The sequence below is a fragment of the Nocardia sp. CA-107356 genome (genome assembly GCF_050946365.1).
GTDB lineage: Bacteria > Actinomycetota > Actinomycetes > Mycobacteriales > Mycobacteriaceae > Nocardia.
In genome coordinates this window covers 8,989,989-9,012,572 of the sequence record NZ_CP191992.1, presented here as the reverse complement: position 1 = coordinate 9,012,572, position 22,584 = coordinate 8,989,989, and the positions used below count along the sequence as shown (strand labels likewise).

The following is a 22,584-nucleotide window of genomic DNA, read 5'->3' as shown; positions in this document are numbered from 1 at the left end:
TGAGAGCTACTATCAAAAAGTAGTAACTATCAATTCAGGGAGGCGCTATGCAGACAGACTCGACTCGCCGCTGGCTGGCGCTGGGGGCGCTGGCCGTGGCAATGCTGACCATCGGCCTCGATATGACCGTGCTGACCGTCGCGCTGCCCACCCTCGCCATCGACCTGAACGCGAATACCGGTGCACTGCAGTGGTTCAGCACCGCCTACACGCTGGCGCTCGCGGCCGTGATGGTGCCCGCTGGCGCACTCGGCGACCGCTATGGCCGCAAGAAGCTGCTGCTCGGCGCGCTGGTGCTGTTCGGAGCGGCCTCGTTGGCCTGCGCCTTCGCCGCCACCGCAGGTCAGCTCATCGCGGCCCGGGTGGTGCTCGGTGTCGCGGCGGCGGTCATGATGCCGCTATCGATGGCGGTGCTGCCGGTGTTGTTCCCGGACCCGGCCCAGCGCGCCAAGGCCATGAACATCTGGATCACCTCGACCGCACTCGGGCTGCCGCTCGGGCCGATTCTCGGCGGCTGGCTGATTGATAACTTCTGGTGGGGTTCGGTATTCCTGATCAATGTCCCGATGGTGGTGATCGGCGCGGCGGCTGTCGCGGTTCTGGTTCCGGAATCTCGCAACCCGCAGCAACGGCCCCTGGATCTGCCGGGCACCGTGCTCTCGATCCTCGGAATGCTGGGTGTCACTTACGGATTCATCCGGCTCGGTGACAAGGGCTGGGGCGATGGGCTCGGTTGGGGTGCGCTGCTCAGCGGCGCGGCGGCAGTCGCGGTGTTCATCGGGTGGCAGCGGCGCGCCAGCTTCCCGCTGGTCGATCTGGGTCTGTTCCGCAGCCCCGGATTCCGCTGGGGTGCGACGTTCACCGTGATCATCACCTTCGGCCTGTTCGGCCTGTTCTTCACCGTGCCGCAGTACTACCAGGCGATCCTCGGCGTCGACGCGCTCGGCAGCGGGCTGCGGCTGCTACCGATGATCGGCGGACTGCTGATCGGTTCGCGGCTGTCGGACCGGCTGCAGCCGAAACTGGGACCCGCGCTCATGGTGGCCGCGGGTCTGGCGGTGCTGGCGCTCGGCCTCGGTCTGGGCGCGATGACCGAGGTGGGGACGTCGTACTGGTTCGTCGCCCTCTGGGTCGGTTTGACCGGTGCGGGCATGGGCCTCGGACTGCCGGTCGGCATGGCGGTCGCGATGGACGATCTCGAGGTGGCCCGCGCGGGTGTCGGCTCGGCGTTGCTGCAGGCGCTGCGGCAGGCCGCGGGCACCATCGCGGTGGCACTGCTCGGCACCGTGCTGGCCACCGTGTACCGCGGTGATCTCGGCGCGCTGAATGTCGACCCGGTCGGTGACAGCGTGAATGCCGGTGTCGCGGTGGCGAAGTCGACCGGCAACGCCGCCATGTTGGAACAGGTGCAGTCGGCGTTCATCAGTGGGATGAGCGCGATGCTGTGGGTTTGCGCGGCCATCTGCGCCGTGGCGGTGCCGCTCGCGCTGCGGGTGCTGCCGCGGCGGGCCGCGTCCGCACCGGAGCGCGCGGAGGCGACACCGGACGCACTGGTGGGTGTCAATGGGCCAGAATCGACACATGTCGGTTGAGCTACCCGCTGACGGGACGGCCGCGCAGGGCCTGCGTGAGCGGAAGAAGGAACGGACCCGCCGGACGATTCGCGAAGAAGCGTTCCGGCTGTTCCGGGAGCAGGGATATGCCGAGACCACCATCGAGCAGATCGCCGCGGCGGCCGAGGTATCACCGAGCACCTTCTTCCGCTATTTCCCGACCAAGGAACAGCTGGTGCTCGCCGACGATCTCGATCCGCTGATGATCGACGCGCTACGGGCGCAGCCGAGAGATATCCCGCCGCTGACCGCCTTCCGCGACGCGGTGGCCGGTGTCTTCGCGAATCTGCCCGCATCGGAGTTGGCGTTCGAGCAGGAGCGGCAGGCCCTGCTGTATCACGTGCCCGAGCTGCGCGCGGCCATCGGCTTGGAACTGCAGCGCGGTATCGACCTGATGGCAGGTCTGCTCGCCGAGCATGCGGGTCGGGATCCGGACGATTTCGAGGTGCGGGTGGTTGCGGGTGCCGTCGCGGGCATAGCGCTCGGTATTGCGCCGCTCGCCCCGCTCAACGCCGACAACCTCGGCCGGGCACTGGATTTTCTGGAGGCGGGGTTACCGCTCGGCAAGCAGTAGCCTGCCGAGCGGCCGAAAACTTCAGGCGGACTTGGTAACCGGGCATCCGTGTGCCAGCGGGCCGAGCAGCTTGTTGTTGTCGTAGAAGTGCTCGAGTTCCAGGATGCGCAGGTCGTCGCTGACCCTGGCGATGGTCACGCCGAACATCTCGATCAACTCACCGGTGGGCTGGTTGCCCTTGTACTCGCCGTCGTAGCGGCCCCAGTGCCGCCAGCGGAAGGTGACCGCGGGCGGTCCGGCCAGCACTTCGAGGACCTCCCAGAAGAAGCCGCTCGGGAATGCGGTGTGGAAGATCTCGTGCGAGGACTCGAAGGTCTCCTGCTCGACCTCGTAGTACGGGTTGTCGCCGATCAGGATGTTGTAGCTGCCGATCCTGGCGAACTCCTCGGCATCCTGCCACGGTCCGCCGTTGACCCGGCCGCGGTAGTGCTCGGCCACCAGCGAGACCCACGTCGCCGGATCCTTCTTGTGCGAGACCTCCATCTCGAAGACCCGCACCAGATCCTCGACGATGGCCTCGAGCGAGCCGGCCTCGTGTTCGGTGGTCCGCTCGCGCGGCACGATTTCGTTGGTCAGGTGGTAATCGGGTGCGTTACCCCGCCAATCCTCGGCGGGCGTGGCGGCAACCACCGCATCCCGGCCCTGCAACCACAGCGGCATCTGCGGTGTGGAATCCGTTGCATCAACTGTCATCTCGGCTCTCGCCCCTTCATCGGAGATCGGACGCGAGGCAGGCTAACAGCCGGTCGGTGTGATGTCGCGGCGTGTCTCGGGGCGTGAGATTCAACCGAACTCTAGTGTCTCCCAGCAACATTCGAGTTTAAACGGTGATGTGTCACATTGCGCTTATCGTGCAGCGCGCGCTGCGGCGAATCGTCGTCCATGGTGGCGAAGAAACCGCCGATCACATCCTCGATCTCCGAAATCGACTGTGCACAATAAAGAATCGGCTGGTAATGGGTGATGTCGTAGACCGCGGTCCCCATCATCGCGATGTCGAGCGGTCGTAGCTCGGCCTGGCGGAACTCCTCGATCTCACCATAGGAGGAAAGCAATCCGGCTCCGTAGCAACGGATTTCGCCCTTCTCCCGAACTACGCCGAATTCCATCGAGAACCAGAAGACGTCCGCGAGGAACTTCAGCGCCGTCTCGGTGGTCAATCGAGCTACCGCGGCGCCGACCGTCTCGTAGATGGCGGCGAAGCGCGGGCTGGCGATCTGATTGGCATGCCCGATGACCTCGTGGATGGTATCGGGTTCCGGGGTGTACAGCGGGGCCGAATGGTGCCGAATGTACTGGGTGGAGTGGAAGATCCGATCGGCGAAGGAACCGAAGAATTCGCGCAGCGGAACCAGGCCCGCCGCGGGGGCATAGCGGAATCCGGTGAGCGGGGTCAGTGCCGCGGACACTTCGTCGAGCTGTGGAATGTGATCGGTCGGCAGCGCCAGCCTGGCCGCGGCCGCGAGCACCTCGGCAGCGGCGTACTTCTGGTGTTTGCGGGCGAGCTCCGCCGAGACGATGCGCCACACCTGCTGTTCCTCATCGGTGTAGTCAATGTGCGGCAACGGCTTGCCCGGTGCGTAATCCAGCGCCATCGCGGCGATCGCATTGCGGCGGGCCCGGTAGTCCGGGTCGTGTACGCCGGGGTGCTCGTCGCTCAGGTGCACAACGACATCGCCGTCGCCGGACCGGGTCACCGGCGAGTACAGCTGAGCTTCGGTGAACATACCTCGATGCAAGCACCGCCAGGCCGTTGCGACAACAAAAGCCCGCCCAGGTGGTCAAACTGCATAGCTGGGCGGGCTTTTTCGAGCTAATACCGGCGGCGTACCGGCGTTTGCGGCGGCGAGCTGATCAGTGATGACCGTGCAGCGAATGCACCACCGCATGCCCCTTGCCGCGCCCGATCATCCACTTGTTGACCGGCGTGGTGAGTACGAACGCGACCACCAGGGAGAAGGCGAGCGTCGCCCAGAACATGACCGTGTCCAGGTGTGCGTCCATCGCGCCGGGCACGGCGAGGATGACGGCGTTGTCGACGATCTCCATGACGGTGATCGACACGGTGTCGGCGGCGAGTGCGGTGGTGACCGCCGCCGCAAGTGGCAGCCCCGCCTTCAGGACACCGCGCATGGTCAGCGCGTAGCCGAAAAGGAATGCGAGCACGATCGCCAGCACCATGGTCGAGGTGTTGTTCCAGCCGAACGCGGTTCCGATCACCATGCCGAGGATTTCGCCGATCGCGCAGCCGGTGAGGCAGTGCAGGGTGGCTTGCGCGGCCATCCGCCATGACGCGGGAGCGTGATGTCCGGTGTTTGCGTGAGCGGTGTGTGCTGCGGTGGCACTCGGCGAGGAATGTCCTGCGTGCCCGGCGTGTCCGTGGTGGTCGCCGTGCGTTCCGTGCTCGTACTCCATGCTGGGAACTATACCCCCGTAGGGTAATGAGTCAAATGTGGACTTCGACGTTGTATTCGATTTGCCACACGGGAGCGGGCGACATAAAGCAATATGGCGAATGTACGAAGGAGGGCGCATGAAAACCGTGCGGATCGATCTCGACCAGAAATTGCTCGCCGCCGCGGCCGCCATCATGGGCACGTCGACGAGTAGCGCCACCATCAACGAGGCGCTGCGCCGAATCGTTGTGCACGAGCGGCAGCTTCACCATCTGGAGCGTTTGGCCTCCGGTGTGCTGCTGGCCCTGCCCGGTCCCGAGGTGATCACGGCAGACGGCTGACCGGTCGGTCTACTGAGCCGGGCAGCGCAGCCCTTCCCGGGGCGGGGTCAGATCGATCAGGTATTTCAGGACCGGTTCGTCGACGCAGGTGACGCCGTCCAGGAACGAACCATGTTGAATGCCTTCGTAAGTGACCAGGACAGCACCCAGTGCCCGGGCGAGATTCGTCGCGCCCTGATAGGGCGTGACCGGATCGCCGGTGGAGGAGACGACCACGACCTTCGGTAGCCCGGTCACAGTGGGAACGTGCGGGCGACTGGTCGGGGGCACGGGCCAGAATGCGCAGGCGTCCAAGGGAATCCAGTCGCTGACGTTGCCGCTGTCGAAGGCGGGGGCGGCGGCGCGGACGCGACGGTCCAACTGCAGCGCGCTCGCTCGATCGGCGATCCGCTCGTTGTCGAGGCAGCGAACCGCGGTCGAGTAGCCGGTATCGATCACCTCGGGCGCGAGATAGTCGTCGGCCAGGGTGAGCAGGATATCGCCTTTGCCCTTGGTCAGTTCGGTCAGGCCGCGGGTCAGCACGGGCCAGGCCCGCGAGGTGTACATCGTCGAGATCACCCCGGTCGAGGCGTCGGAGTAGTCGAGGCCGCGGCCGTCGGTGGTGGCGGCGGGCCGGTCGGTCAGCGGCCGCAGCAATGCGGCCATGCGCTCGGACGTTTTGGTCGGGTCGGTGCCGATCGGGCAGTCCGGCGCCTTGACGCAGTTCGCGGCGTACACGTCGAACGCGTGCTGCAGGCCCGCGTAGACGATGACCGGATCGGCGATATCGGTGGCCGGATCGGCGGCGCCGTCGAGGACCATGGCCCGAACCCGGTCCGGGAACAGTTCGGCGTAGGTCGAGCCGAGCCGGGTGCCATAGGAGGCCCCGAAGTAGGTCAGCTTCTCCTCGCCGAGCACCGCTCGGATGATGTCGAGATCGGCGGCGGACTCGCGGGTTCCGACATGCGACAGCAGATCCAATCCGGTGCGCTGCACACATCTGGCGGCCAAATTCATGCTGTCGTGTTCGGCCCGCGACATCCAGAAGGGCAAGTATTCGGTGGTGCGACCGGCACGTTCGGCCGCCAACTCTTCGGGAGTGTCACAGACGAGCTTCGGCGTCGACGCGCCGAGCCCACGCAGATCGCTGCCGATCACATCGAAGCGTTCGGTCAGCGGCGTCCGCGCGAGTTCGGCGGGTAGCGTCAGGCCGATACCGCCGGGGCCGCCCGGATTGGTCAGGATCGAGGCGATCTTCGCCCCGCGGGCAGGCAGTCGCGAAATCGCGAGGTGCGCCGTATTACCGTCTGGCTCAGCGTAATTGATTGGTACCACGACCCGAGCGCATTCGAGTCCGGCCGAGGTGAGGTCCGCGCCGCCGTCGAAGCCCTCGCACGAGCCCCACACCAGTGTTTGGCGGTAGTACTTGCCCAGCCCCGGCGTATTTTCGAGGTGCGGGCTCGGAGCGGTCTCGGCCTGCGCGCCGCACGCGGCCCCGAGTACGAGCACCGCGGCGAGCCACGCCGATCGTCCAATTCGCCGCGCACTCCGATTGCGCCAGTTCAGCATTCGATCCCCATCGTTGGAACTGCTCGACTCAGTCTGCCCGACCCGGTGGCGGTGCGCAGGCCATGGTCGCCGTCGCGGCCGAACCACGCCGACCTGTCGGTGGTGGCTGGCATGATGCGGAGATCGCATCGCATTCGAGGGGGAATGATGTCGGTATCCATCGCCAAACTGCCATTCGGTCAACGACCACGGGAGCGGCTGCTCACTCTTGGCCCGCACGCACTCAGCGATAGCGAGTTGCTTGCCGTGCTGCTGCGCCAGGGACGGCGCGGGGAGAGCGCCCTGGATATGGCCGCCGAACTGCTCGCCGAGCACGGCGGTATCGCCGGACTGGCAGCCGCGCGGCCCGAGGAACTGTCGCGGCGGGCGGGCATCGGGGTGGCGAAGGCCGCCGCGATCATCGCCGCCTTCCACCTCGGCACCAGAGCGCGCGACAGCCCGGACACCGCGCCGCGCCTGGACGGGGCCGCCGATGTTGTCCGGGTCGCGCTGCCGCTGTTCACCGGCGCCCGCGTGGAACGGCTACTGGTGCTGGTGTGCGATGCCCAGAATCGATTGCGGCACAAGGTATTCGTCGCCGAGGGCGCCATCGATCAGGTCGCCGTGCCGGTCCGCGAAATCCTGAACACCGTGTTGCGCCACGACGGCCGCTCCTTTGCCGTCGTGCACAACCACCCCTCCGGTGACCCGGCCCCCAGCTTCGACGACCGCCGCGCGACCACCCTTCTGGTCGAATCCGCCCGCACCGTCGGCCTGCGCTTCCTGGACCATGTGGTGATCGCGGGAGCGAGGTGGGCGAGCGCGGCGCCGCTGAACCGACCCAGTGAGTGACTCGGCCGCGCTCGGCGGGGCAGTGCGGGGCTCGTCGTACCAGCGTGGGTGTCGGCTCATCGATGCTCGCCATGCCGTCGTGCCGCGCTTTCAGTTCTTCGATCATCCCCGCAGCCGCCGTTCAGCGCATACGGCGGAGACGGCGAAGGCCGCCTGCATCTTTCGATGGAGGCGGCCTTCGGATGCCGGTAGGGGTCAGCGGGCGAAGAGGAGTGCGCGCTTGACTTCCTGGATGGCCTTGGTGACCTCGATGCCGCGGGGGCAGGCGTCGGTGCAGTTGAAGGTGGTGCGGCAGCGCCAGACGCCTTCGACGTCGTTGAGGATGTCGAGGCGTTCGCGGGCGCCCTCGTCACGGCTGTCGAAGATGAAGCGGTGCGCGTTCACGATCGCGGCCGGGCCGAAGTAGCTGCCGTCGCTCCAGTACACGGGGCAGGAGGTGGTGCAGCAGGCGCACAGGATGCACTTGGTGGTGTCGTCGAACCGGGCGCGGTCGGCCTGGCTCTGGATGCGTTCGCGGGTGGGCTCGTTACCCGAGGTGATCAGGTAGGGCTTCACGGCACGGAACGCGTCGAAGAACGGCTCCATATTCACCACGAGGTCCTTCTCCACGGGCAGGCCGCGGATCGGCTCGACGGTGATGGTGATCGTTTTGCCGCTCTTGGGCAGCATGTCCTTCATCAGCACCTTGCAGGCCAGCCGGTTGACACCGTTGATCCGCATGGCGTCCGAACCACAGACACCGTGTGCGCAGGAGCGGCGGAAGGTGAGCGTGCCGTCCAGGTAGGACTTGATGTAGATGAGGACGTTCAGGAACCGGTCGGTCGACAACACCGGCACCTGGAAGGTCTCCCAGTGCGCGCCCTTGTCGTCCTCCGGATTGAACCGGGCGACCTTCACGTCGACCATGACCGAGCCTTCGGGGACCGGTGCGGCCTGCTGCGGGGGTGTTTCGAGTACGGCAGTCATCAGTACTTACGCTCCATCGGCTCGTAGCGGGTCTGCACCACCGGCTTGAAGTCGAGGCGGATATCGGAGATGAGCTCCGCCCCCTCCTTGTAGGCCATCGTGTGCCGCATGAAGTTCACGTCGTCGCGGTCCGGGTAGTCCTCGCGGGCGTGTCCGCCGCGCGATTCCTTGCGGTTGAGCGCGCCCACCACGGTGACCTCGGCCAGCTCCAGCAGGAAGCCGAGCTCGACGGCCTCGAGCAAGTCGCTGTTGTAGCGCTTGCCCTTGTCCTGCACCGTGATTCGGGTGTAGCGGTCCTTGAGCGCGTGGATATCGGTGAGCGCCTGCTTGAGGGTGTCCTCGGTGCGGAACACCGCGGCGTTCATATCCATCGTGTACTGCAGCTCGGTGCGGATATCGGCGACGCGCTCGTTGCCGTGATCGGAGAGCAGCATTGCCAGCCATTCCTGCACCATCTGCGCCGGATTCTCCGGCATCTCGACGAATTCGGTGCGCTGGGCGTGTTCCGCGGCGGCGATGCCGGAGCGGCGGCCGAAGACGTTGATGTCCAGCAGCGAGTTGGTGCCGAGACGGTTGGAGCCGTGCACCGAAACGCACGCGCACTCACCGGCGGCGTACAGGCCGGGCACCACATCGGTGTTGTTGCGCAGCACCTCGCCGCGGATGCGGGTCGGGATGCCACCCATCACGTAGTGACAGGTCGGCATGACCGGCACCAGTTCCTTCACCGGGTCCACACCCAGGTAGGTGCGTGCGAATTCGGTGATATCGGGCAGCTTCTCCTCGAGCACGTCCTCGCCGAGGTGGGTCACGTCGATGTAGACGTAGTCCTTGTTCGGTCCCGCGCCGCGGCCCTCCAGCACCTCGAGCACCATCGAGCGGGCGACGATGTCACGCGGCGCGAGGTCCTTGATGGTGGGGGCGTAGCGCTCCATGAAACGCTCGCCGCTGGCATTGCGCAGGATGCCGCCCTCGCCGCGGACCGCCTCCGAGATCAGAATGCCGAGACCGGCAAGGCCTGTCGGGTGGAACTGGTGGAACTCCATATCCTCGAGCGGGAGCCCCTTGCGGAACACGATCGCCATGCCGTCGCCGGTCAGCGTGTGCGCGTTCGAGGTGGTCTTGTACATCCGGCCGGAACCACCGGTGGCGAAGATGATCGACTTCGCGTGGAAGACGTGCAGTTCGCCGGTGGCCAGCTCGTAGGCGACCACACCGGTCGCGACCGGACCGCGATCGGTCTCGGACATGACCAGGTCGAGCACATAGAACTCGTTGAAGAACTCCACGTCGTGCTTGACGCAGTTCTGGTAGAGCGTCTGCAGGATCATGTGGCCGGTGCGGTCGGCGGCGTAGCACGCGCGGCGAACCGGGGCCTTGCCGTGATCGCGGGTGTGGCCGCCGAAGCGCCGCTGGTCGATCTTGCCCTCGGGCGTGCGGTTGAACGGCAGACCCATCTTCTCCAGGTCCATCACCGCGTCGATGGCCTCCTTGGCCATGATCTCCGCGGCGTCCTGGTCGACCAGATAGTCACCACCCTTGACGGTGTCGAAGGTGTGCCATTCCCAGTTGTCTTCTTCGACGTTGGCCAGCGCGGCGCACATGCCACCCTGGGCAGCGCCGGTGTGGCTGCGGGTCGGGTAGAGCTTCGTCAGGACGGCGGTGCGGGCCCGGGGACCGGCCTCGATCGCCGCGCGCATACCGGCGCCACCGGCACCGACGATGACGACGTCGTAGCGGTGCTCCTGAATCCGGGATTCACTCATCGAGTTCGCCTGTTCCTAACTGATGTTGGGGTCGAAGGTGAAGATGACGTAGGTGCCGACGCCACAGATCAGGACCATCGAGACGACCAGCGCGGTGTTGAGCCAGAACCGGGTCGAGTCTTTGCGGGAGTAGTCCGCGATCACAGTGCGCAGGCCATTGCCGCCGTGCAGTTGGGCCAACCAGAGCATGGTCAGATCCCAGAACTGCCAGAACGGGCTGGACCAGCGGCCCGCCACGAAGGCGAAGTTCAGGCGCTTCACGCCGCCGTCGAGCAGCAGCATGATCGTCATGTGGCCCAGGACCAGCACGATCAGCAGCAGGCCGGAGAAGCGCATGAACAGCCACGCGTACTTCTCGAAGTTGTTGTTGGAGCGGGCGCGCGGCGAGCGGGGCAGATCCAGGCTCGCGGGGCGGTCGTAGCTCTTACCGAGGACAGGTGCGCTCATGCCTGCACCTCGCTGGCGCTCGGTTTCGGCATGACCGCACTGGCGGCTGTGTCCATGATTCGCTCACTCATGATCAGTGCTCCGTGAACAGGTAGAAGAACTGGCGGCCGACAGCCGGAACCACCAGCAGGAACCAGATGGCGAGAATCACCCAGAGCATCGTCTTCTGGTACTTCGGGCCCTTGCCCCAGAAGTCGACCAGGATCACGCGTACGCCGTTGAGCGCGTGGAACAGCACGCAGACAACAAGACCCATCTCCATCAGCGCGACGATGGGGTTCTTGTAGGTCTCGATGGCGTGGTTGTAGGTATCCGGGCTGACCCGAACCAGTGCGGTGTCCAAGACGTGCACGAAGAGGAAGAAGAAGATGGTGACACCGGTGATCCGGTGCAACGCCCACGACCACATTCCGGGGTCGCCTCGGTACAGCGTCTTCCGCTTCGGCTGTGCCGGAGCTTCTATCGTGGTCATAGAGTGCGGTGCCTCCAACGTCGTTGATGGACCCGGTTGCAAGTCCGACGCAGGCGACGTGGATGTAAATGCCCAGGTGGCTGCGCTTTGCTGCTCCAAATAGCTCGCGCGGGGCCCGCCGCCGGTAACCTGAACCGATCTGTTCTGGACTCTAATCCTCTCCGAATCGCGGAACTAATTCGGCGTGCCGTGCGTTGCGCTACAGTCGGGCGAGTTAGGTTTACCTTTCTTGATGCGTGAAGGGTTCCGCTGTGGCCCCCGCGCGGGCACGTGAAGCTCGGCTCAGTAGGGGTTACCGATGTCGGAAATTGACTGGAAAATCTTGCGTGACAAGGCAATTCAAGTTATGCGCAATGCCTATGCGCCATACTCGCGGTTTCCGGTCGGCGCCGCGGCTCTCAGTTCGGACGGTCGAATTGTGAGCGGCTGCAATGTGGAAAATGTCTCATATGGATTAGGCCTGTGCGCAGAATGTGTACTCATCGGTAACTTGTTCGCGGGCGGTGGTGGCCGGTTGCTCGCACTCTCCGTCACCGATTCTCGCGGCGAAATCCTGATGCCATGCGGGCGTTGTCGTCAGCTGCTTTACGAACACGGCGGACCCGACCTGCTGGTCGATCACAAGGCCGGACCCGTCCCGCTGCGAACCCTGTTGCCCGACGCCTTCGGTCCCGACGATCTGGACGCCGGTCAGACGTAGGGGCGCGCGTGCAGGTCCGCCGTCCTCAGCATTCCTCGTCGAACGATGCGTCGACTTCGGCCTCCGTCGGCATCTCGACCGACGTGACCCGAATCGGCGGCAGCCCCATCCGCTCCGGCATCAGCGCGATACCTCCTCCGATGGTGCTTGTCCGAGCCCCGAGTCGACGTGTGAAGATCTTCAGCCGCTGAACATCTCTGGACAGTGCGTAAAGCGAGTCGTCATGACTGGTTTCAACCTCGTCGACCCGCGCTTCGAGTCTCGTCGCCGGGCCGCCCATATGTAGGGATGTCATGGTCGCCCTCAGCAGTCTTCTTCGAGGACGGCGTCGATGTCGGCCTCGGTCGGCATGCCGATCTCTGGCGTGTCGACCGGCCGGATCCCGAGGTGCTCGGCGATGAGCTTCACGTTGTGTCCCACGCCGTTTGCGTGTGCGGTGACTCGTCCGGCCCAGATCTCGAGTCCAGTGACTCGTCGCGTCAGCCTGAGCTGCGATTCGCGGTAGCCTTCCTCGATATCGGCGACCCGTGCTTCGAGATTCGTCATGCGGCGGTCGATGCGTGCGGATGTCATGATGGCCGCCCTCAGCAGTCTTCTTCGAGTACGGCGTCGATCTCGGATGCGGTCGTGACCGTGATCTGCGCGATTTCGTCGGTGGGGATGCCGAGACGCTCGAGGATGCGGCAGAAGCTTCGCTTCTGCACGATTTCGATTGCTGTGACTCGTCGCGTCAGCTTCAACTGGGACTCGTCGAAGCCCTCCCCGACCTCGCGGATGCGGGCCTCGAGATTCGTCATGCGGCGGTCCATGTGTGCGTGCGTCATTGCTCCCCCAACGTCGACTCGATGATGCGCAGAGGCTATCGGAGCCCACCGACAAGAACCAGGGCTCGAGCGTGTCCCGTGCCAGACTGGCCGATGTGACGGCACTGGACGCGGTTTCGATCATTACGGCCAAGCGGGACGGCGGAGAGCTGTCGGATGCGCAGATCGATTGGGTGGTGGATGGATTCACCAACGCGGCGGTGGCCGACGAGCAGATGGCGGCATTGGCGATGGCGATCGTGTGGCGGGGGATGACGCGGCGGGAGACCACGCGGTGGACGAACGCCATGATCGCGTCGGGGCGGCGGATGGACTTCACCGATCTGCCGCGGCCGACCGTTGACAAGCATTCGACCGGTGGAGTGGGGGACAAGATCACACTGCCGCTGGCGCCGTTGGTCGCGGCGTGCGGTGCGGCGGTGCCGCAGCTGTCGGGGCGCGGGCTCGGACATACCGGCGGGACGCTCGACAAGCTCGAGTCGATCCCGGGGTGGCGGGCCGATGTGCCGGTGACGCGGATGCGAGAGATATTGGCCGATCCTGGCATCGGCGCGGTGGTGTGCGCGGCGGGCGCGGATCTGGCTCCGGCGGACAAGCGGCTGTACGCGCTGCGTGACGTCACGGGGACGGTGGAATCCATCCCGCTGATCGCCAGCTCGATCATGAGCAAGAAGATCGCCGAGGGCACCGCAGCGCTGGTGCTGGATGTCAAGGTCGGTTCGGGAGCCTTCTTGAAGACCCTGGACGGCGCGCGCGAATTGGCAACGGCGATGGTGGAACTCGGCACCGATGCCGGGCTCCGGACGGTGGCGTTGCTGACCGCGATGGATACGCCGCTCGGTCGTACCGCGGGCAATGCGCTCGAGGTCGCGGAGTCGGTGGAGGTGCTTGCGGGCGGCGGCCCCGCCGATGTCGTCGAATTGACGCTCACTCTCGCACGCGAGATGGTCGCCCAGGCCGGACTCGACGTCGACCCGGCCGACGTCCTCGCCGATGGTCGCGCCATGGACCATTGGCGCGCGATGGTCGAGGCGCAGGGCGGCGACCCGGACGGGCCCCTGCCGCGCGCGAAGCACACCGAGATCATGCGGGCCGACGCAGACGGCGTGCTCACCCGCCTCGACGCGATGGCTGTCGGCATCGCCGCGTGGCGACTGGGCGCGGGCCGCGCGCGGCAGGGCGATCCCGTCCAATTCGGCGCCGGCATCGAAATCCACGCCAAACCAGGCGATCCCGTGCAGGCGGGCCACCCCCTCCTCACCCTGCACACCGACACCCCGGAAGCCTTCCCGGCCGCCCTGGCCGCCCTCGCCGACTCCGTCACTATCGGAAACCCACTCCACTCACCACCGGCTCCACTGGTCCTGGACCGCATCGCCCCCTGACGCAGCAGGTGCGCACCGTGCTGTCGGGTACATCGGGCCCGAGGGGTAGTAGGAAACCGACCGCTATGTCGACTCTTGGCTGGTACACGGATGTTTCCGATACTGCATGATGCGGCAATCGGCCACTCGAGCAGGCACAGTGAGGGCGATATCTCGGGTGGGCGCGGTGGAGAGCGCAATCACAGCCGCATGGATGGGTCGGTGCGGCTAACGTGTGGTCATGACAGGACCGATGCCTTTGACCCTTGCCTCGATCCGCCAAGCTCCCAAGGCGCTGCTGCACGATCATCTCGACGGTGGTCTGCGGCCCGCGACGGTGTTGGAGCTCGCCGCCGATTGCGGTTACGACGGCCTACCCGCAGCCGATGAGGCCGCGCTGGCGGCGTGGTTCCGCGATGCGGCCGACAGCGGTTCACTCGAGCTGTACCTGGAGACGTTCGCGCACACCGTCGCGGTGATGCAGACCCCGGAGGGCCTGCGTCGCGTCGCTCGGGAATGCGCGGAAGACCTCGCCGCCGATGGTGTGGTCTACGCCGAGGTGCGTTTCGCGCCCGAACAACATCTGGAGCGCGGCCTGACCCTGGACGAGGTGGTCGAGCACACTCTCGACGGATTCCGGGAGGGTGTCGCGGTCGCGGCCGCGGCGGGTCGCCCGATCGTGGTGATCTGTCTGCTCACCGCCATGCGGCACGCAGCACGCTCCCGCGAGATCGCGGAACTCGCGGTGCGCTGGCGCGACCGCGGCGTCGGCGGGTTCGATATCGCGGGCGCGGAGGCGGGTTTCCCGCCGAGCCGCCACCTGGACGCCTTCGAATACATGCGAGCCAATAGCGCGCATTTCACCATTCACGCAGGCGAGGCGTTCGGGTTGCCGTCCATCCACGAGGCGCTCGCGTTCTGCGGCTGCGATCGGCTCGGCCATGGCGTGCGGATCACCGACGATATCCATGTGCCGGGTGCGATCGAGGATGCCGAACTCGGTCTGGTCGCGAACTATGTGCGGGACATGCGAATTCCGCTGGAACTCTGTCCGTCCTCGAACATTCAGACCGGTGCGGTCCCGTCGCTGGACAAGCATCCCTTCGACCTGCTGGCGCGGCTGCGCTTCCGCGTCACTGTCAATACCGACAACCGCCTGATGAGTGATACCAGCATGAGCGAGGAGATGCTCAAACTGGTCGACACCTTTGGTTACGGCTGGAGCGACCTCGAACGCTTCACCATCAACGCGATGAAGTCCGCGTTCATCCCGTTCCCCGAACGTCTGCGCATCATCGACGACATCATCAAGCCGGGCTACGCGGTCCTGCTCGGATAATGCTCCGCGGCAACGGGTTTCGTGTGCGATAGATACGAAGCCCGTTGCCCGTCGATCTCCGGCGTTGCCCGCTGGAGCTGCGGTCCCGAGCATGCCGCAGGCCCGCCCGGGTCGCGAGCATCGGGCCGACCTGCACTAACGGATATACCGAGTGCCGGTCGGCGAGTAGGTGAACCTACTTCTGCGGCGTGAGTCGGGACTCGAAGTTGCGCTCCAGGTCCCGCCAGCTCTGCGCTTCCGCGGTGAACGGTGGGTTCGGGGCCAGTCGGGTCGGGTCGGGGTTCAACAGGTAGGAGACGTACCAGCCGAGGGGGGTGGATTGGGCGAGTGCCTGCTCCACGGTGTCGTCGTCGGCGTAGTCGGCGGCATCGGTGAACAACTCGACCGCCAGATCGAGCTGTTCGATATCGACCGCCTCCGGGCCTTCGCCCAGATCGTCGGCGAGTCCGGGCAGTACGTAGACGTTCTCGTCGGTGACCTCGACCTCGAGCGAGCCGTCGACCGCGGCGGTCTGCACGTCGGTGTAGGTGCTCACTCGCGCCAGATCGTGCTCGTGGTTATCGGCCAGGTAGCGGGCCAGCGCGCGTTCGGAGCCGAAGACCGTGATGGCGCCGTCCTTGCCGAGGAAGATCGGCTCATCGTCGAGGTAGCAGCGCAGGGTGAAGTAGCTGCCGTCGGAGGTGACGATCTTGACCGGGTCGATGCCGACCTCATGCCAGAACGAATCGTCTTCCTCTTCGTCGTCTTCCTCATCCTCGTCGTCCGCATCGAGGTCGACGGATTCGAACTCCTCGTCCTCCTCGCTGTCGGCCGCGTCGTCGGCATCCACGACGTTCTCCTCCGCGGCGAGCAGCTCGGCTTCCGCGACCGCGACCGCCTCGGCGTCGACCTCGGGGGTTTGCACTACGGAGTCGATGGCGTCGAGGACGTCGTCCCAGCCCTTGGCGATGGCCGCGCCGATCTGATCCCACAGCTCCTCGCCGTCGCGCCCGACGAACGCACTGACACCGCTGGCCAGCGCGCCGAGCACCGGATGGGACCCGAAGAACTTGGTCACCGTCTCCAGCTCGCACACCTCACCGATGTTGCGCACCATGCTGAGCGTGTCGTCGAGCTCGGCGATGGTGTCCACATCGGGGTCGCTCGCGACCAGCTCCGGCACACCGACCAGATCGAAGGTGAAGTTCTCCTCCGGCTCCAGTTCCACCGCTGACAGCCCGGCCACGACCTTCCATGCAGGATGGTCGACGAGATCGTTATCGGAATTGGTCCGGATGAACGCAGCCAGCTCCGCGACGGTCTCGAAACCGTACAGGGAGTCCTCATGTCCGAGGAACGCCTCCCACTCGTCGTCACCGTCGCGCCAGCGCGGTGCCCACAGGGTGACGAGATCGCCGTCGGTCAGGCCGAGCTCGATCGGGACGATGTCTCCAGAAGCCATGTGCGGAAGCCTATCGACCTTCCGAGTCAGTGACTATCCGGCCCGCCTCCAACGCTTCCCTGGGCACCCCCCGGCGCCACCCCGAACGACTCGTTCAGTGTCGCAACGACCTTCGATCGCTGGGTGCCGGCATCCTCGGCGGCCTGGCGGCAGGCCCATACGATCAGCTGGCCGACCTCGGCGGGTGCCAGTGAGGTGACCGACTCCGACAGGCTCAGCGCGACCAGTGCGCCGTCGCTGTTCACCTCGACGCTGACCGTGCCGTCCTCGGTGCGGAACCGGCCGTGCACCTGCTGAAGGCCATACAGCGCGGCCTCGAGCGCTTCCAGTTTCGCCGTAGCGTTGGCGACCAACGCGTCCATCTCAGCACTCATGCCTCTGCCTCGCTAGCGCTCGGCTCCGGCATGACTGCTGGGGCAGCTGTGCCCATTGTTCGCTCGCTCATACCGGCCTCATCCAGCTCGTCGGTCCCGTGTCGGCGTCGTCGATCCGGTCCAGCTCGTCCACCGCGGCCTGGCGGGTGGGCAGTCCGAGCTTGTCCAGGATGTCGGCGGGCATACCCGCCTCGGCCAGCAGTTCGCGTCGGCGGGCTCGCGCGGCGACGGTGGAGCGCTTGGTCAGCCGCAGGATCTCATCGGCGAGAGTCTGTGCGCCGTAACGGTATTCGCTGCGCTCGAACTTGATCTCGATCGGCATGCCCTGATCGGTCGCACGGACCGAGATGGTGCCCGATCGGTTAGTGCTCGACGCCACCGTCACATTGGGTATCGGTGGGGTCTGGGGCTGGGACATTATTCGTTCGCTCCGCTCACTTATGAGGTCGGCCGGTAGAAGCCATAGAAGTTCATACCCATGTTGTCCGTTCGAACCGAGCTGATCTGGACCGGATTACCGGCCTCGACGAACTGCCCGTTGCCGACCACCATGGCGACGTGGCCATCCCAGACGGCCAGATCGCCCGGCATCAGATCACCTGGTGACACCTGCATGTGGCCGTTGCCCTGTTCCTGGGCCAGCCGGGGCAGGTCGACGCCCGCTTCGCCGTAGGCGTATTGGGTGAGGCCGCTGCAGTCGAGTCCGGAGCCGGGCGAATTGCCACCCCACACATACGGCGTGCCGACTGCGCCGATGGCCGCCTTGACCGCCGTCGCCGCCTTCTCGTTCGGGGCTTCCACGACACTGCCGTCGGGCAGCGTGATCTTCACGCCGTTGCCGGTGGACGATTGCCCGGTTCCGGTGGTGGTACTCGTACTCGGTTTGGTTGACGACGCCGTACTCGCGGTCGTCGTTCCCGCTTTGCTGGCCGTGCTCATCAGGCTGCTCAACATGCTGCCCGCACCGCTCGCGACACTGCCCACCGTCGACGACAACTGCGATGCACCCTGGGTGGCGGTGCTGAGCGTGCTGGCGACATTGGACAGCGATGGCGTCGACGGCGCGGGAGTCAGCTCGTTCATCGACGCGGTCTGGGTATCGAGTTCATTGCGCACGCGGCCGACCACATTCAGCCCTTGACCGATGTGGTCGATCGCTGAGCTGACGAGCACCGTCAGTCCCTCCGGCGTGGCCAGTGCCGGGCCGAGACCGGTGGCCTGGTTCACGAACGACTGGACGATCCCGTTCAGGTCCTTCTGGCCCGATTCGACTTGGGCGGCAGCCTGATTCACGACGGTAGCCATATCGTTGCCGCGGTCGGAAATGGTGGCGGCAGAAGTCTGCACCCGCAGCGCCTTCGCGGTGACGGCATCGGCGGCCGCGCCGTCCCACGCGGTATTCACCTGGTTGATGCTGTTGCGGCCGAGCGCGTGCACCTGGTCGACGGCGGCGGAGGTGGAGGTCAGTGCGTCGGCGGGTCCGCCGGTGGGCAGGACGCCGGTGCCGAAGCTGGAGAGCAGGTCGAGCAGGGGCTGGACCAGGGCGCTGACATCGATCACCGCGTCACCCGTCCAGTCCGGTCGCGTTCAGTCCGGTGGCATTGTTCAGGTCGGTTTCCTCGAGTACGACGGCCGAACTGGCGGCCGCGCCGCCCACGCTCGCGAGCACCGCGGACAACTGACCGATCGACGCGACATGCCCGGCGTGCGCCGCGGCGTAGGCGGCCATGAAATCACCGCCGATCAAGCCCATGATGGGGCCGAGGAGTGTGGGATCGGCGGCCGCTGCGCTGACTCCGGCGGTGGCGAGATCACCGGACATGGTTGCGGCGGTGGCGCCGTAGGCGGTAATGCCCTCGGTGTCGGCCGACATCTTTCGCATAGTGCTCCCCCATCTGTTGCTCCCAGGCAGATTACGTCATCCACCTAGTTCGACGCGCTGCCTTACCGATCGGTTCCAGCCGTTCGAAAAAAAATCGGGTGGAGGTTTGCCGCCGAACTCCATTTCGACCTTATCGTTCCCTCATGCGCACGCACACCGTGGACCACCCGCTCGCTGCCGCCCTGCTGACCACCATGCGCGATGTCCGCACGGCCGATTCGGCTTTCCGTGCGGCACTGCGCGATCTCACCGGGATCCTGATCTACGAGGCGCTGCGCGAAGCGCCGGTGACCCGCTTCCCGGTCACCACACCGGTGGCCAGCGCGGAGGGGACGCGTTTGGCGCAGCCGCCGCTGCTGGTGCCGGTGCTGCGGGCCGGACTCGGCATGGTCGACGCGGCCGCCGAGCTGATCCCTGATGCCAGAGTCGGTTTCGTCGGCATCGCCCGCGACGAAACGACCCATCAGCCGGTGCCGTATATGGAGTCGCTACCCGACGACCTGTCCGATCTACCGGTCTTCGTACTCGACCCGATGCTGGCCACCGGCGGCTCGATGTGCTACACCCTGGGGCTGCTCGCCGCTCGCGGCGCCACCGACATCACCGCGATCTGCGTCGTCGCCGCCCCCGAAGGCATTGCCGCCCTTGCCGATTCGGGCCTGCCCCTACGCCTGGTCACCGCTGTCGTCGACACCGGCCTCAACTCCGATGCCTACATCGTCCCCGGCCTCGGCGACGCGGGCGACCGCCAATTCGGCCCCCGCTGACTCCACCCACCGAGCCGAGTCAAATGGCGGTTCACCCCATCGAGGGGAGTCGAATGGTGGCTCAAAACCCCCCACCATCAGCCACCATATGGCTCCCCTCGACAAAAGCTCGAGAACGCAACCACAGCCGGTTGGCTGGGCTGGCAGCTGCGGGCCTGTCTGCCCAACTGTGGGAGGTCAGTCGGGTACGGCACATGACGTGCCCGGCACTGCCGCGGCAAAACCGCGGCGCGCCAAACCATCCCTGGACCAGCGGACCCGAGAAGTCGGTGCAGGACAGCAGGACCTACCGCAGCCCAAACCAACACACCCCGGCAGGCCTCGTGAGTTATTGCGCGAGTCGCCCGCAGTACGACCGCAGCTCGGCAAGCCGCCACTCACCCGAGGTGCGCGCGGCGGCGAGTGCGTCCCGGCTGGGGACCGGCTCGACCACCTCCAAGTAGCACTTGAGTTTCGGCTCGGTACCCGACGGACGAACCACGATCCGGGAGCTGGCGCCTTCGAAAATCAGCGCGTCGGTGCGCATTCGGCCACGCACCTGGAGCAGGTCGGTGAATTCGACCGGTTCGGACGCGATTTCGTCGGGCGGGGCGGCGCGCAAGCGATTCACCAGATCCGCTGCGGCGGCCGGGGTCGGCAGGCGCAGCGCGACCTGATCGGTGGCGTGCAGGCCGAATTCGACCGCGTAGTCGTCGAGTTCGTCGGCCAGGGTGCGGCCAGCGGCCTTCAGTCGGGCGACGAGATCGGCGGCAAGCACCGCCGCGGAGATACCGTCTTTATCGCGCACCGCTGCCGGGTCCACGCAGTGACCGATGGCTTCCTCATAGGCGTAGACCAGGCCGTCGCCCGCGCGAGCCAGCCATTTGAAGCCGGTCAGCGTTTCGGCGTATCGAGCGCCGCGGGCGGCGGCGAGCTCGGCGAGCAGCCGAGAAGACACGACGGTGGTCGCGACCAGCGAATCCGGCGGTGCGGTACGCAATACGCAATCACCGAGCAGCACACCGGTTTCGTCGCCGCGCAGCATGCGCCAGCCACCTTCGCCGTTCGGGCCGTCCTTCTCGGGTATGGCGATGGCGCAGCGATCGGCGTCCGGGTCGAGGGCGATGGCGATATCCGCGCCGATCCGGGTGGCCGTGGTCAGCAGCAGGTCGGTGGCGCCCGGCTCTTCGGGATTCGGGAAGGCGACGGTGGGGAAGTCGGCGTCGGGCGCGAACTGCTCACCGACGACGTGCACATGCTCGAATCCCGCCGCGGCAAGGGCCGCCACGACCGTATCGCCGCCGACACCGTGCAGCGGGGTCAATACGATCCGGACATCGGCGCGTTCGCCGGGCCCGCCGATCAACTCGGGCAGATGAGCCACCCGATCGAGGTAGCGGCGCACCACATCATCGTCGGCCGCGGCGACCGGCGTACGGGCGATCGGTCCGGCGACCGCCTCGATGCAGCGCTCGATCTCGGTGTCGGCCGGGGCGATCAGCTGCGAACCGCCGTCCAGATACACCTTGTAGCCGTTGTCCGTCGCGGGATTGTGCGATGCGGTGATCTGTACTCCGGCAACGGCTCCCAGCTCGCGCACCGCGTAGGCGACGATCGGCGTCGGCAGCGGTCGCGGCAGCAGCGTCACCGGAAAGCCCGCGGCGGCAAAGATTTCCGCGGTGGCGATGGCGAATTCGGCAGAGCCGTGGCGCGCGTCACGTCCGACGACCACTGCGCCGCCGCCGAGGCAGCGCCCGCGCAACCACTCCACCAGCCCCGCCGTCGTCCGGCTCACCGTATCCAGGTTCATGCCGTCGGGGCCGTCCTGTAGCGGTCCGCGAAGTCCGGCGGTGCCGAAGCGCAGCATCTAGAGCCGTTCCAGTACGCCGCGCAGCAGTTTGCCGAGTCGCGGTGCGGCCGCATGTCCTTCGGCGAGCACCTCGGCATGGGAGAGATGGGCACCCGTGACGCCCGCGGCGAGGTTGGTGACCAGCGAGATACCGAGCACCCGGGCGCCGAGCGCGCGCGCCGCGATCACCTCGAGCACCGTCGACATGCCGACCAGATCCGCGCCGATGGTGCGCAGCATCCGGATCTCGGCGGGGGTTTCGTACTGCGGTCCGGTCAGACCCGCATACACGCCCTCGGTCAAACTCGGGTCGATTTCCCTCGCCAGCGCACGCAATTCGGGATCCCACGCGTCGACGAGATCGACGAAGGTCGCGCCGGTCAACGGTGTACGGCCGGTGAGATTGAGATGATCGCTGATCAGTACCGGATCACCGACGCGCAACCCGTCGCGGATCCCGCCCGCGGCATTGGTGAGCACCACGGTTTCCGCGCCCGCCGCGATCGCGGCGCTCACCGGATGGACGACATCGCTGGGCCGATACCCCTCGTACAGATGTTGACGTCCCATCAACAGCAGCACCGGGGTGTTGTCGACGGCAACGGAATGCACCATCCCGACATGCCCTTGGGCACTGGGCGTCCCGAACCCGGGCAACTCCGGCATCGGTACCGACGCGGACGGCGCACCGATCTCCGCGGCCGCCTCCTGCCAGCCCGATCCCAGCACCACCGCAACCCGGTGCCGTTCCACTCCCGTACGTTCGGCAATCGCCTTCGCGGCCTGTTCGGCAAGCATGAAGGTCACGATAGCTGTATCTGATTTGCCGCGCCTGCGGCGCGGCGGGTTCGCGGCTCTGTTGTTGGCCGCGCGGGCGCGGCGTGTTCGCGGCCCCCTTGGTCTCGCGTCCGAGCCGTCGAGACTCGCGCCTGCGGCGCATCGCTTCGACGACTCGGACGCGAGACGGGCCGCGAACGGTCGCTCGTAAGACTCGCTCCGTGGTGGTCGCCGAGGTGCGGATCGTTCAGCACCGGGTGTACGCGGGCCCAGTGGTCGAGACTCGTGTCTACGGCGCATCGCTTCGACGGCTCGGATGCGAGGCGGGCTGCGA

Annotated in this window: 26 protein-coding genes; 8 read left to right on the top strand and 18 right to left on the bottom strand. The window is 66.4% G+C overall.

Going from position 1 to position 22,584, the window contains the following annotated elements:
- The first annotated feature begins 47 nt into the window (after positions 1–47).
- Both ACQP1G_RS40785 and ACQP1G_RS40780 read left to right on the top strand, forming a co-directional pair.
- The gene (locus tag ACQP1G_RS40785; RefSeq protein WP_433195237.1) at positions 48–1,592 is read left to right on the top strand and encodes an MFS transporter; all 1,545 of its coding nucleotides are present in this window, start codon (positions 48–50) and stop codon (positions 1,590–1,592) included.
- Positions 1,582–2,187 carry a TetR family transcriptional regulator gene (locus ACQP1G_RS40780; protein WP_433195235.1) on the top strand — a complete coding sequence of 202 codons (606 nt, stop codon included), beginning with the start codon at positions 1,582–1,584 and terminating at the stop codon, positions 2,185–2,187. The genes ACQP1G_RS40785 and ACQP1G_RS40780 overlap by 11 nt, the downstream gene beginning before the upstream one ends.
- A 21-nt stretch (positions 2,188–2,208) precedes the next feature.
- On the opposite strand, the gene ACQP1G_RS40775 is transcribed toward ACQP1G_RS40780, so the two are convergent.
- The 3 genes from ACQP1G_RS40775 to ACQP1G_RS40765 all read right to left on the bottom strand — a co-directional run bounded on the left by ACQP1G_RS40775 (position 2,209) and on the right by ACQP1G_RS40765 (position 4,602).
- Positions 2,209–2,880: a SnoaL-like polyketide cyclase gene (locus tag ACQP1G_RS40775; protein WP_433195233.1), complete on the bottom strand. Its 672-nt coding sequence runs from the start codon at positions 2,878–2,880 to the stop codon at positions 2,209–2,211.
- Positions 2,881–2,981: 101 nt separating this feature from the next.
- Complete coding sequence (locus ACQP1G_RS40770) at positions 2,982–3,914, bottom strand: phenylalanine 4-monooxygenase (RefSeq protein ID WP_433195231.1); 933 nt, start codon at positions 3,912–3,914, stop codon at positions 2,982–2,984.
- 127 nt (positions 3,915–4,041) lie between these two features.
- On the bottom strand, positions 4,042–4,602 hold the full coding sequence (locus ACQP1G_RS40765) for a DUF4396 domain-containing protein (RefSeq protein ID WP_433195229.1): 561 nt from the start codon (positions 4,600–4,602) through the stop codon (positions 4,042–4,044).
- A gap of 118 nt (positions 4,603–4,720) precedes the next feature.
- Here ACQP1G_RS40765 and ACQP1G_RS40760 point away from each other — a divergent pair, with 118 nt between their 5' ends.
- Complete coding sequence (locus ACQP1G_RS40760; RefSeq protein ID WP_433195227.1) at positions 4,721–4,924, top strand: type II toxin-antitoxin system VapB family antitoxin; 204 nt, start codon at positions 4,721–4,723, stop codon at positions 4,922–4,924.
- 9 nt (positions 4,925–4,933) lie between these two features.
- On the opposite strand, the gene ACQP1G_RS40755 is transcribed toward ACQP1G_RS40760, so the two are convergent.
- On the bottom strand, positions 4,934–6,472 hold the full coding sequence (locus ACQP1G_RS40755; RefSeq protein ID WP_433195225.1) for an alpha/beta hydrolase: 1,539 nt from the start codon (positions 6,470–6,472) through the stop codon (positions 4,934–4,936).
- Between the two features lie 144 nt (positions 6,473–6,616).
- Between ACQP1G_RS40755 and ACQP1G_RS40750 the strand changes: the two genes are divergently transcribed.
- On the top strand, positions 6,617–7,303 hold the full coding sequence (locus ACQP1G_RS40750; RefSeq protein ID WP_433195223.1) for a JAB domain-containing protein: 687 nt from the start codon (positions 6,617–6,619) through the stop codon (positions 7,301–7,303).
- Between the two features lie 195 nt (positions 7,304–7,498).
- Here ACQP1G_RS40750 and ACQP1G_RS40745 read toward each other — a convergent pair whose 3' ends face one another.
- From ACQP1G_RS40745 to sdhC, 4 genes are all read right to left on the bottom strand, one after another.
- Positions 7,499–8,269 (bottom strand): succinate dehydrogenase iron-sulfur subunit, encoded by a 771-nt coding sequence (locus tag ACQP1G_RS40745; RefSeq protein ID WP_433195221.1) that lies wholly within the window; start codon positions 8,267–8,269, stop codon positions 7,499–7,501.
- Positions 8,269–10,035: a succinate dehydrogenase flavoprotein subunit gene (gene sdhA / locus ACQP1G_RS40740; RefSeq protein WP_433195219.1), complete on the bottom strand. Its 1,767-nt coding sequence runs from the start codon at positions 10,033–10,035 to the stop codon at positions 8,269–8,271. The genes ACQP1G_RS40745 and sdhA overlap by 1 nt, the downstream gene beginning before the upstream one ends.
- Positions 10,036–10,050: 15 nt before the next feature.
- Positions 10,051–10,482: a succinate dehydrogenase hydrophobic membrane anchor subunit gene (locus ACQP1G_RS40735; protein WP_433195217.1), complete on the bottom strand. Its 432-nt coding sequence runs from the start codon at positions 10,480–10,482 to the stop codon at positions 10,051–10,053.
- A gap of 73 nt (positions 10,483–10,555) precedes the next feature.
- Positions 10,556–10,954, bottom strand: a complete 399-nt coding sequence (sdhC, locus tag ACQP1G_RS40730) for a succinate dehydrogenase, cytochrome b556 subunit (protein WP_387293924.1) — start codon at positions 10,952–10,954, stop codon at positions 10,556–10,558.
- 298 nt (positions 10,955–11,252) lie between these two features.
- On the opposite strand from sdhC, the gene ACQP1G_RS40725 reads away from it, so the two are divergent.
- A complete protein-coding gene (locus tag ACQP1G_RS40725; RefSeq protein ID WP_433195215.1) occupies positions 11,253–11,654 on the top strand; it encodes a cytidine deaminase in 402 nt (133 codons plus the stop codon).
- A gap of 25 nt (positions 11,655–11,679) precedes the next feature.
- On the opposite strand, the gene ACQP1G_RS40720 is transcribed toward ACQP1G_RS40725, so the two are convergent.
- Genes ACQP1G_RS40720 through ACQP1G_RS40710 form a run of 3 tightly spaced genes read right to left on the bottom strand, consistent with a single transcriptional unit; the run spans position 11,680 to position 12,451 of the window.
- Positions 11,680–11,934, bottom strand: coding sequence for a hypothetical protein (locus tag ACQP1G_RS40720; protein WP_433195213.1), 255 nt, complete (start codon positions 11,932–11,934; stop codon positions 11,680–11,682).
- A gap of 23 nt (positions 11,935–11,957) precedes the next feature.
- Positions 11,958–12,227, bottom strand: a complete 270-nt coding sequence (locus ACQP1G_RS40715) for a hypothetical protein (RefSeq protein ID WP_433195211.1) — start codon at positions 12,225–12,227, stop codon at positions 11,958–11,960.
- Positions 12,228–12,238: 11 nt separating this feature from the next.
- Complete coding sequence (locus ACQP1G_RS40710) at positions 12,239–12,451, bottom strand: hypothetical protein (RefSeq protein WP_433195209.1); 213 nt, start codon at positions 12,449–12,451, stop codon at positions 12,239–12,241.
- Between the two features lie 122 nt (positions 12,452–12,573).
- Between ACQP1G_RS40710 and ACQP1G_RS40705 the strand changes: the two genes are divergently transcribed.
- Both ACQP1G_RS40705 and ACQP1G_RS40700 read left to right on the top strand, forming a co-directional pair.
- Positions 12,574–13,863 carry a thymidine phosphorylase gene (locus ACQP1G_RS40705; RefSeq protein WP_433195207.1) on the top strand — a complete coding sequence of 430 codons (1,290 nt, stop codon included), beginning with the start codon at positions 12,574–12,576 and terminating at the stop codon, positions 13,861–13,863.
- A gap of 220 nt (positions 13,864–14,083) precedes the next feature.
- Entirely contained in the window at positions 14,084–15,181 is a 1,098-nt protein-coding gene (locus ACQP1G_RS40700) for an adenosine deaminase (protein ID WP_433195205.1), read from the top strand.
- 175 nt (positions 15,182–15,356) lie between these two features.
- On the opposite strand, the gene ACQP1G_RS40695 is transcribed toward ACQP1G_RS40700, so the two are convergent.
- From ACQP1G_RS40695 to ACQP1G_RS40675, 5 genes are all read right to left on the bottom strand, one after another.
- Entirely contained in the window at positions 15,357–16,622 is a 1,266-nt protein-coding gene (locus ACQP1G_RS40695; protein ID WP_433195203.1) for a primosomal protein, read from the bottom strand.
- Between the two features lie 26 nt (positions 16,623–16,648).
- Positions 16,649–16,996 (bottom strand): YbaB/EbfC family nucleoid-associated protein, encoded by a 348-nt coding sequence (locus ACQP1G_RS40690; RefSeq protein ID WP_433195201.1) that lies wholly within the window; start codon positions 16,994–16,996, stop codon positions 16,649–16,651.
- A gap of 67 nt (positions 16,997–17,063) precedes the next feature.
- On the bottom strand, positions 17,064–17,414 hold the full coding sequence (locus tag ACQP1G_RS40685; RefSeq protein WP_040686879.1) for a hypothetical protein: 351 nt from the start codon (positions 17,412–17,414) through the stop codon (positions 17,064–17,066).
- Positions 17,415–17,434: 20 nt separating this feature from the next.
- A complete protein-coding gene (locus ACQP1G_RS40680; protein WP_433195199.1) occupies positions 17,435–18,556 on the bottom strand; it encodes a C40 family peptidase in 1,122 nt (373 codons plus the stop codon).
- Positions 18,557–18,560: 4 nt separating this feature from the next.
- Positions 18,561–18,869, bottom strand: a complete 309-nt coding sequence (locus ACQP1G_RS40675; RefSeq protein ID WP_433195198.1) for a hypothetical protein — start codon at positions 18,867–18,869, stop codon at positions 18,561–18,563.
- Between the two features lie 152 nt (positions 18,870–19,021).
- Between ACQP1G_RS40675 and upp the strand changes: the two genes are divergently transcribed.
- Positions 19,022–19,645, top strand: a complete 624-nt coding sequence (gene upp / locus ACQP1G_RS40670) for a uracil phosphoribosyltransferase (RefSeq protein ID WP_433195196.1) — start codon at positions 19,022–19,024, stop codon at positions 19,643–19,645.
- A gap of 328 nt (positions 19,646–19,973) precedes the next feature.
- On the opposite strand, the gene ACQP1G_RS40665 is transcribed toward upp, so the two are convergent.
- Positions 19,974–21,491 (bottom strand): phospho-sugar mutase, encoded by a 1,518-nt coding sequence (locus ACQP1G_RS40665; RefSeq protein WP_433195194.1) that lies wholly within the window; start codon positions 21,489–21,491, stop codon positions 19,974–19,976.
- A complete protein-coding gene (locus tag ACQP1G_RS40660) occupies positions 21,492–22,271 on the bottom strand; it encodes a purine-nucleoside phosphorylase (protein ID WP_433195192.1) in 780 nt (259 codons plus the stop codon). It abuts the gene before it with no gap.
- Positions 22,272–22,584 lie beyond the last annotated feature (313 nt).

Excerpts from the sequence above, each read along its gene's own strand:
- ACQP1G_RS40660 (WP_433195192.1), bottom strand. The coding sequence starts at position 22,271 with ATGCTTGCCGAACAGGCCGCGAAGGCGATTGCCGAACGTACGGGAGTG.
- ACQP1G_RS40750 (WP_433195223.1), top strand. The coding sequence starts at position 6,617 with ATGATGTCGGTATCCATCGCCAAACTGCCATTCGGTCAACGACCACGG.
- ACQP1G_RS40695 (WP_433195203.1), bottom strand. The coding sequence starts at position 16,622 with ATGGCTTCTGGAGACATCGTCCCGATCGAGCTCGGCCTGACCGACGGC.
- upp (WP_433195196.1), top strand. The coding sequence starts at position 19,022 with ATGCGCACGCACACCGTGGACCACCCGCTCGCTGCCGCCCTGCTGACC.
- ACQP1G_RS40775 (WP_433195233.1), bottom strand. The coding sequence starts at position 2,880 with ATGACAGTTGATGCAACGGATTCCACACCGCAGATGCCGCTGTGGTTG.
- ACQP1G_RS40690 (WP_433195201.1), bottom strand. The coding sequence starts at position 16,996 with ATGAGTGCTGAGATGGACGCGTTGGTCGCCAACGCTACGGCGAAACTG.
- ACQP1G_RS40785 (WP_433195237.1), top strand. The coding sequence starts at position 48 with ATGCAGACAGACTCGACTCGCCGCTGGCTGGCGCTGGGGGCGCTGGCC.
- ACQP1G_RS40760 (WP_433195227.1), top strand. The coding sequence starts at position 4,721 with ATGAAAACCGTGCGGATCGATCTCGACCAGAAATTGCTCGCCGCCGCG.
- ACQP1G_RS40770 (WP_433195231.1), bottom strand. The coding sequence starts at position 3,914 with ATGTTCACCGAAGCTCAGCTGTACTCGCCGGTGACCCGGTCCGGCGAC.
- ACQP1G_RS40665 (WP_433195194.1), bottom strand. The coding sequence starts at position 21,491 with ATGCTGCGCTTCGGCACCGCCGGACTTCGCGGACCGCTACAGGACGGC.
- ACQP1G_RS40780 (WP_433195235.1), top strand. The coding sequence starts at position 1,582 with ATGTCGGTTGAGCTACCCGCTGACGGGACGGCCGCGCAGGGCCTGCGT.
- sdhA (WP_433195219.1), bottom strand. The coding sequence starts at position 10,035 with ATGAGTGAATCCCGGATTCAGGAGCACCGCTACGACGTCGTCATCGTC.
- ACQP1G_RS40700 (WP_433195205.1), top strand. The coding sequence starts at position 14,084 with ATGACAGGACCGATGCCTTTGACCCTTGCCTCGATCCGCCAAGCTCCC.
- ACQP1G_RS40675 (WP_433195198.1), bottom strand. The coding sequence starts at position 18,869 with ATGTCGGCCGACACCGAGGGCATTACCGCCTACGGCGCCACCGCCGCA.
- ACQP1G_RS40710 (WP_433195209.1), bottom strand. The coding sequence starts at position 12,451 with ATGACGAATCTCGAGGCCCGCATCCGCGAGGTCGGGGAGGGCTTCGAC.
- ACQP1G_RS40685 (WP_040686879.1), bottom strand. The coding sequence starts at position 17,414 with ATGTCCCAGCCCCAGACCCCACCGATACCCAATGTGACGGTGGCGTCG.
- ACQP1G_RS40720 (WP_433195213.1), bottom strand. The coding sequence starts at position 11,934 with ATGGGCGGCCCGGCGACGAGACTCGAAGCGCGGGTCGACGAGGTTGAA.
- ACQP1G_RS40715 (WP_433195211.1), bottom strand. The coding sequence starts at position 12,227 with ATGACATCCGCACGCATCGACCGCCGCATGACGAATCTCGAAGCACGG.
- ACQP1G_RS40755 (WP_433195225.1), bottom strand. The coding sequence starts at position 6,472 with ATGCTGAACTGGCGCAATCGGAGTGCGCGGCGAATTGGACGATCGGCG.
- ACQP1G_RS40765 (WP_433195229.1), bottom strand. The coding sequence starts at position 4,602 with ATGGAGTACGAGCACGGAACGCACGGCGACCACCACGGACACGCCGGG.
- ACQP1G_RS40725 (WP_433195215.1), top strand. The coding sequence starts at position 11,253 with ATGTCGGAAATTGACTGGAAAATCTTGCGTGACAAGGCAATTCAAGTT.
- ACQP1G_RS40745 (WP_433195221.1), bottom strand. The coding sequence starts at position 8,269 with ATGACTGCCGTACTCGAAACACCCCCGCAGCAGGCCGCACCGGTCCCC.
- ACQP1G_RS40735 (WP_433195217.1), bottom strand. The coding sequence starts at position 10,482 with ATGAGCGCACCTGTCCTCGGTAAGAGCTACGACCGCCCCGCGAGCCTG.
- sdhC (WP_387293924.1), bottom strand. The coding sequence starts at position 10,954 with ATGACCACGATAGAAGCTCCGGCACAGCCGAAGCGGAAGACGCTGTAC.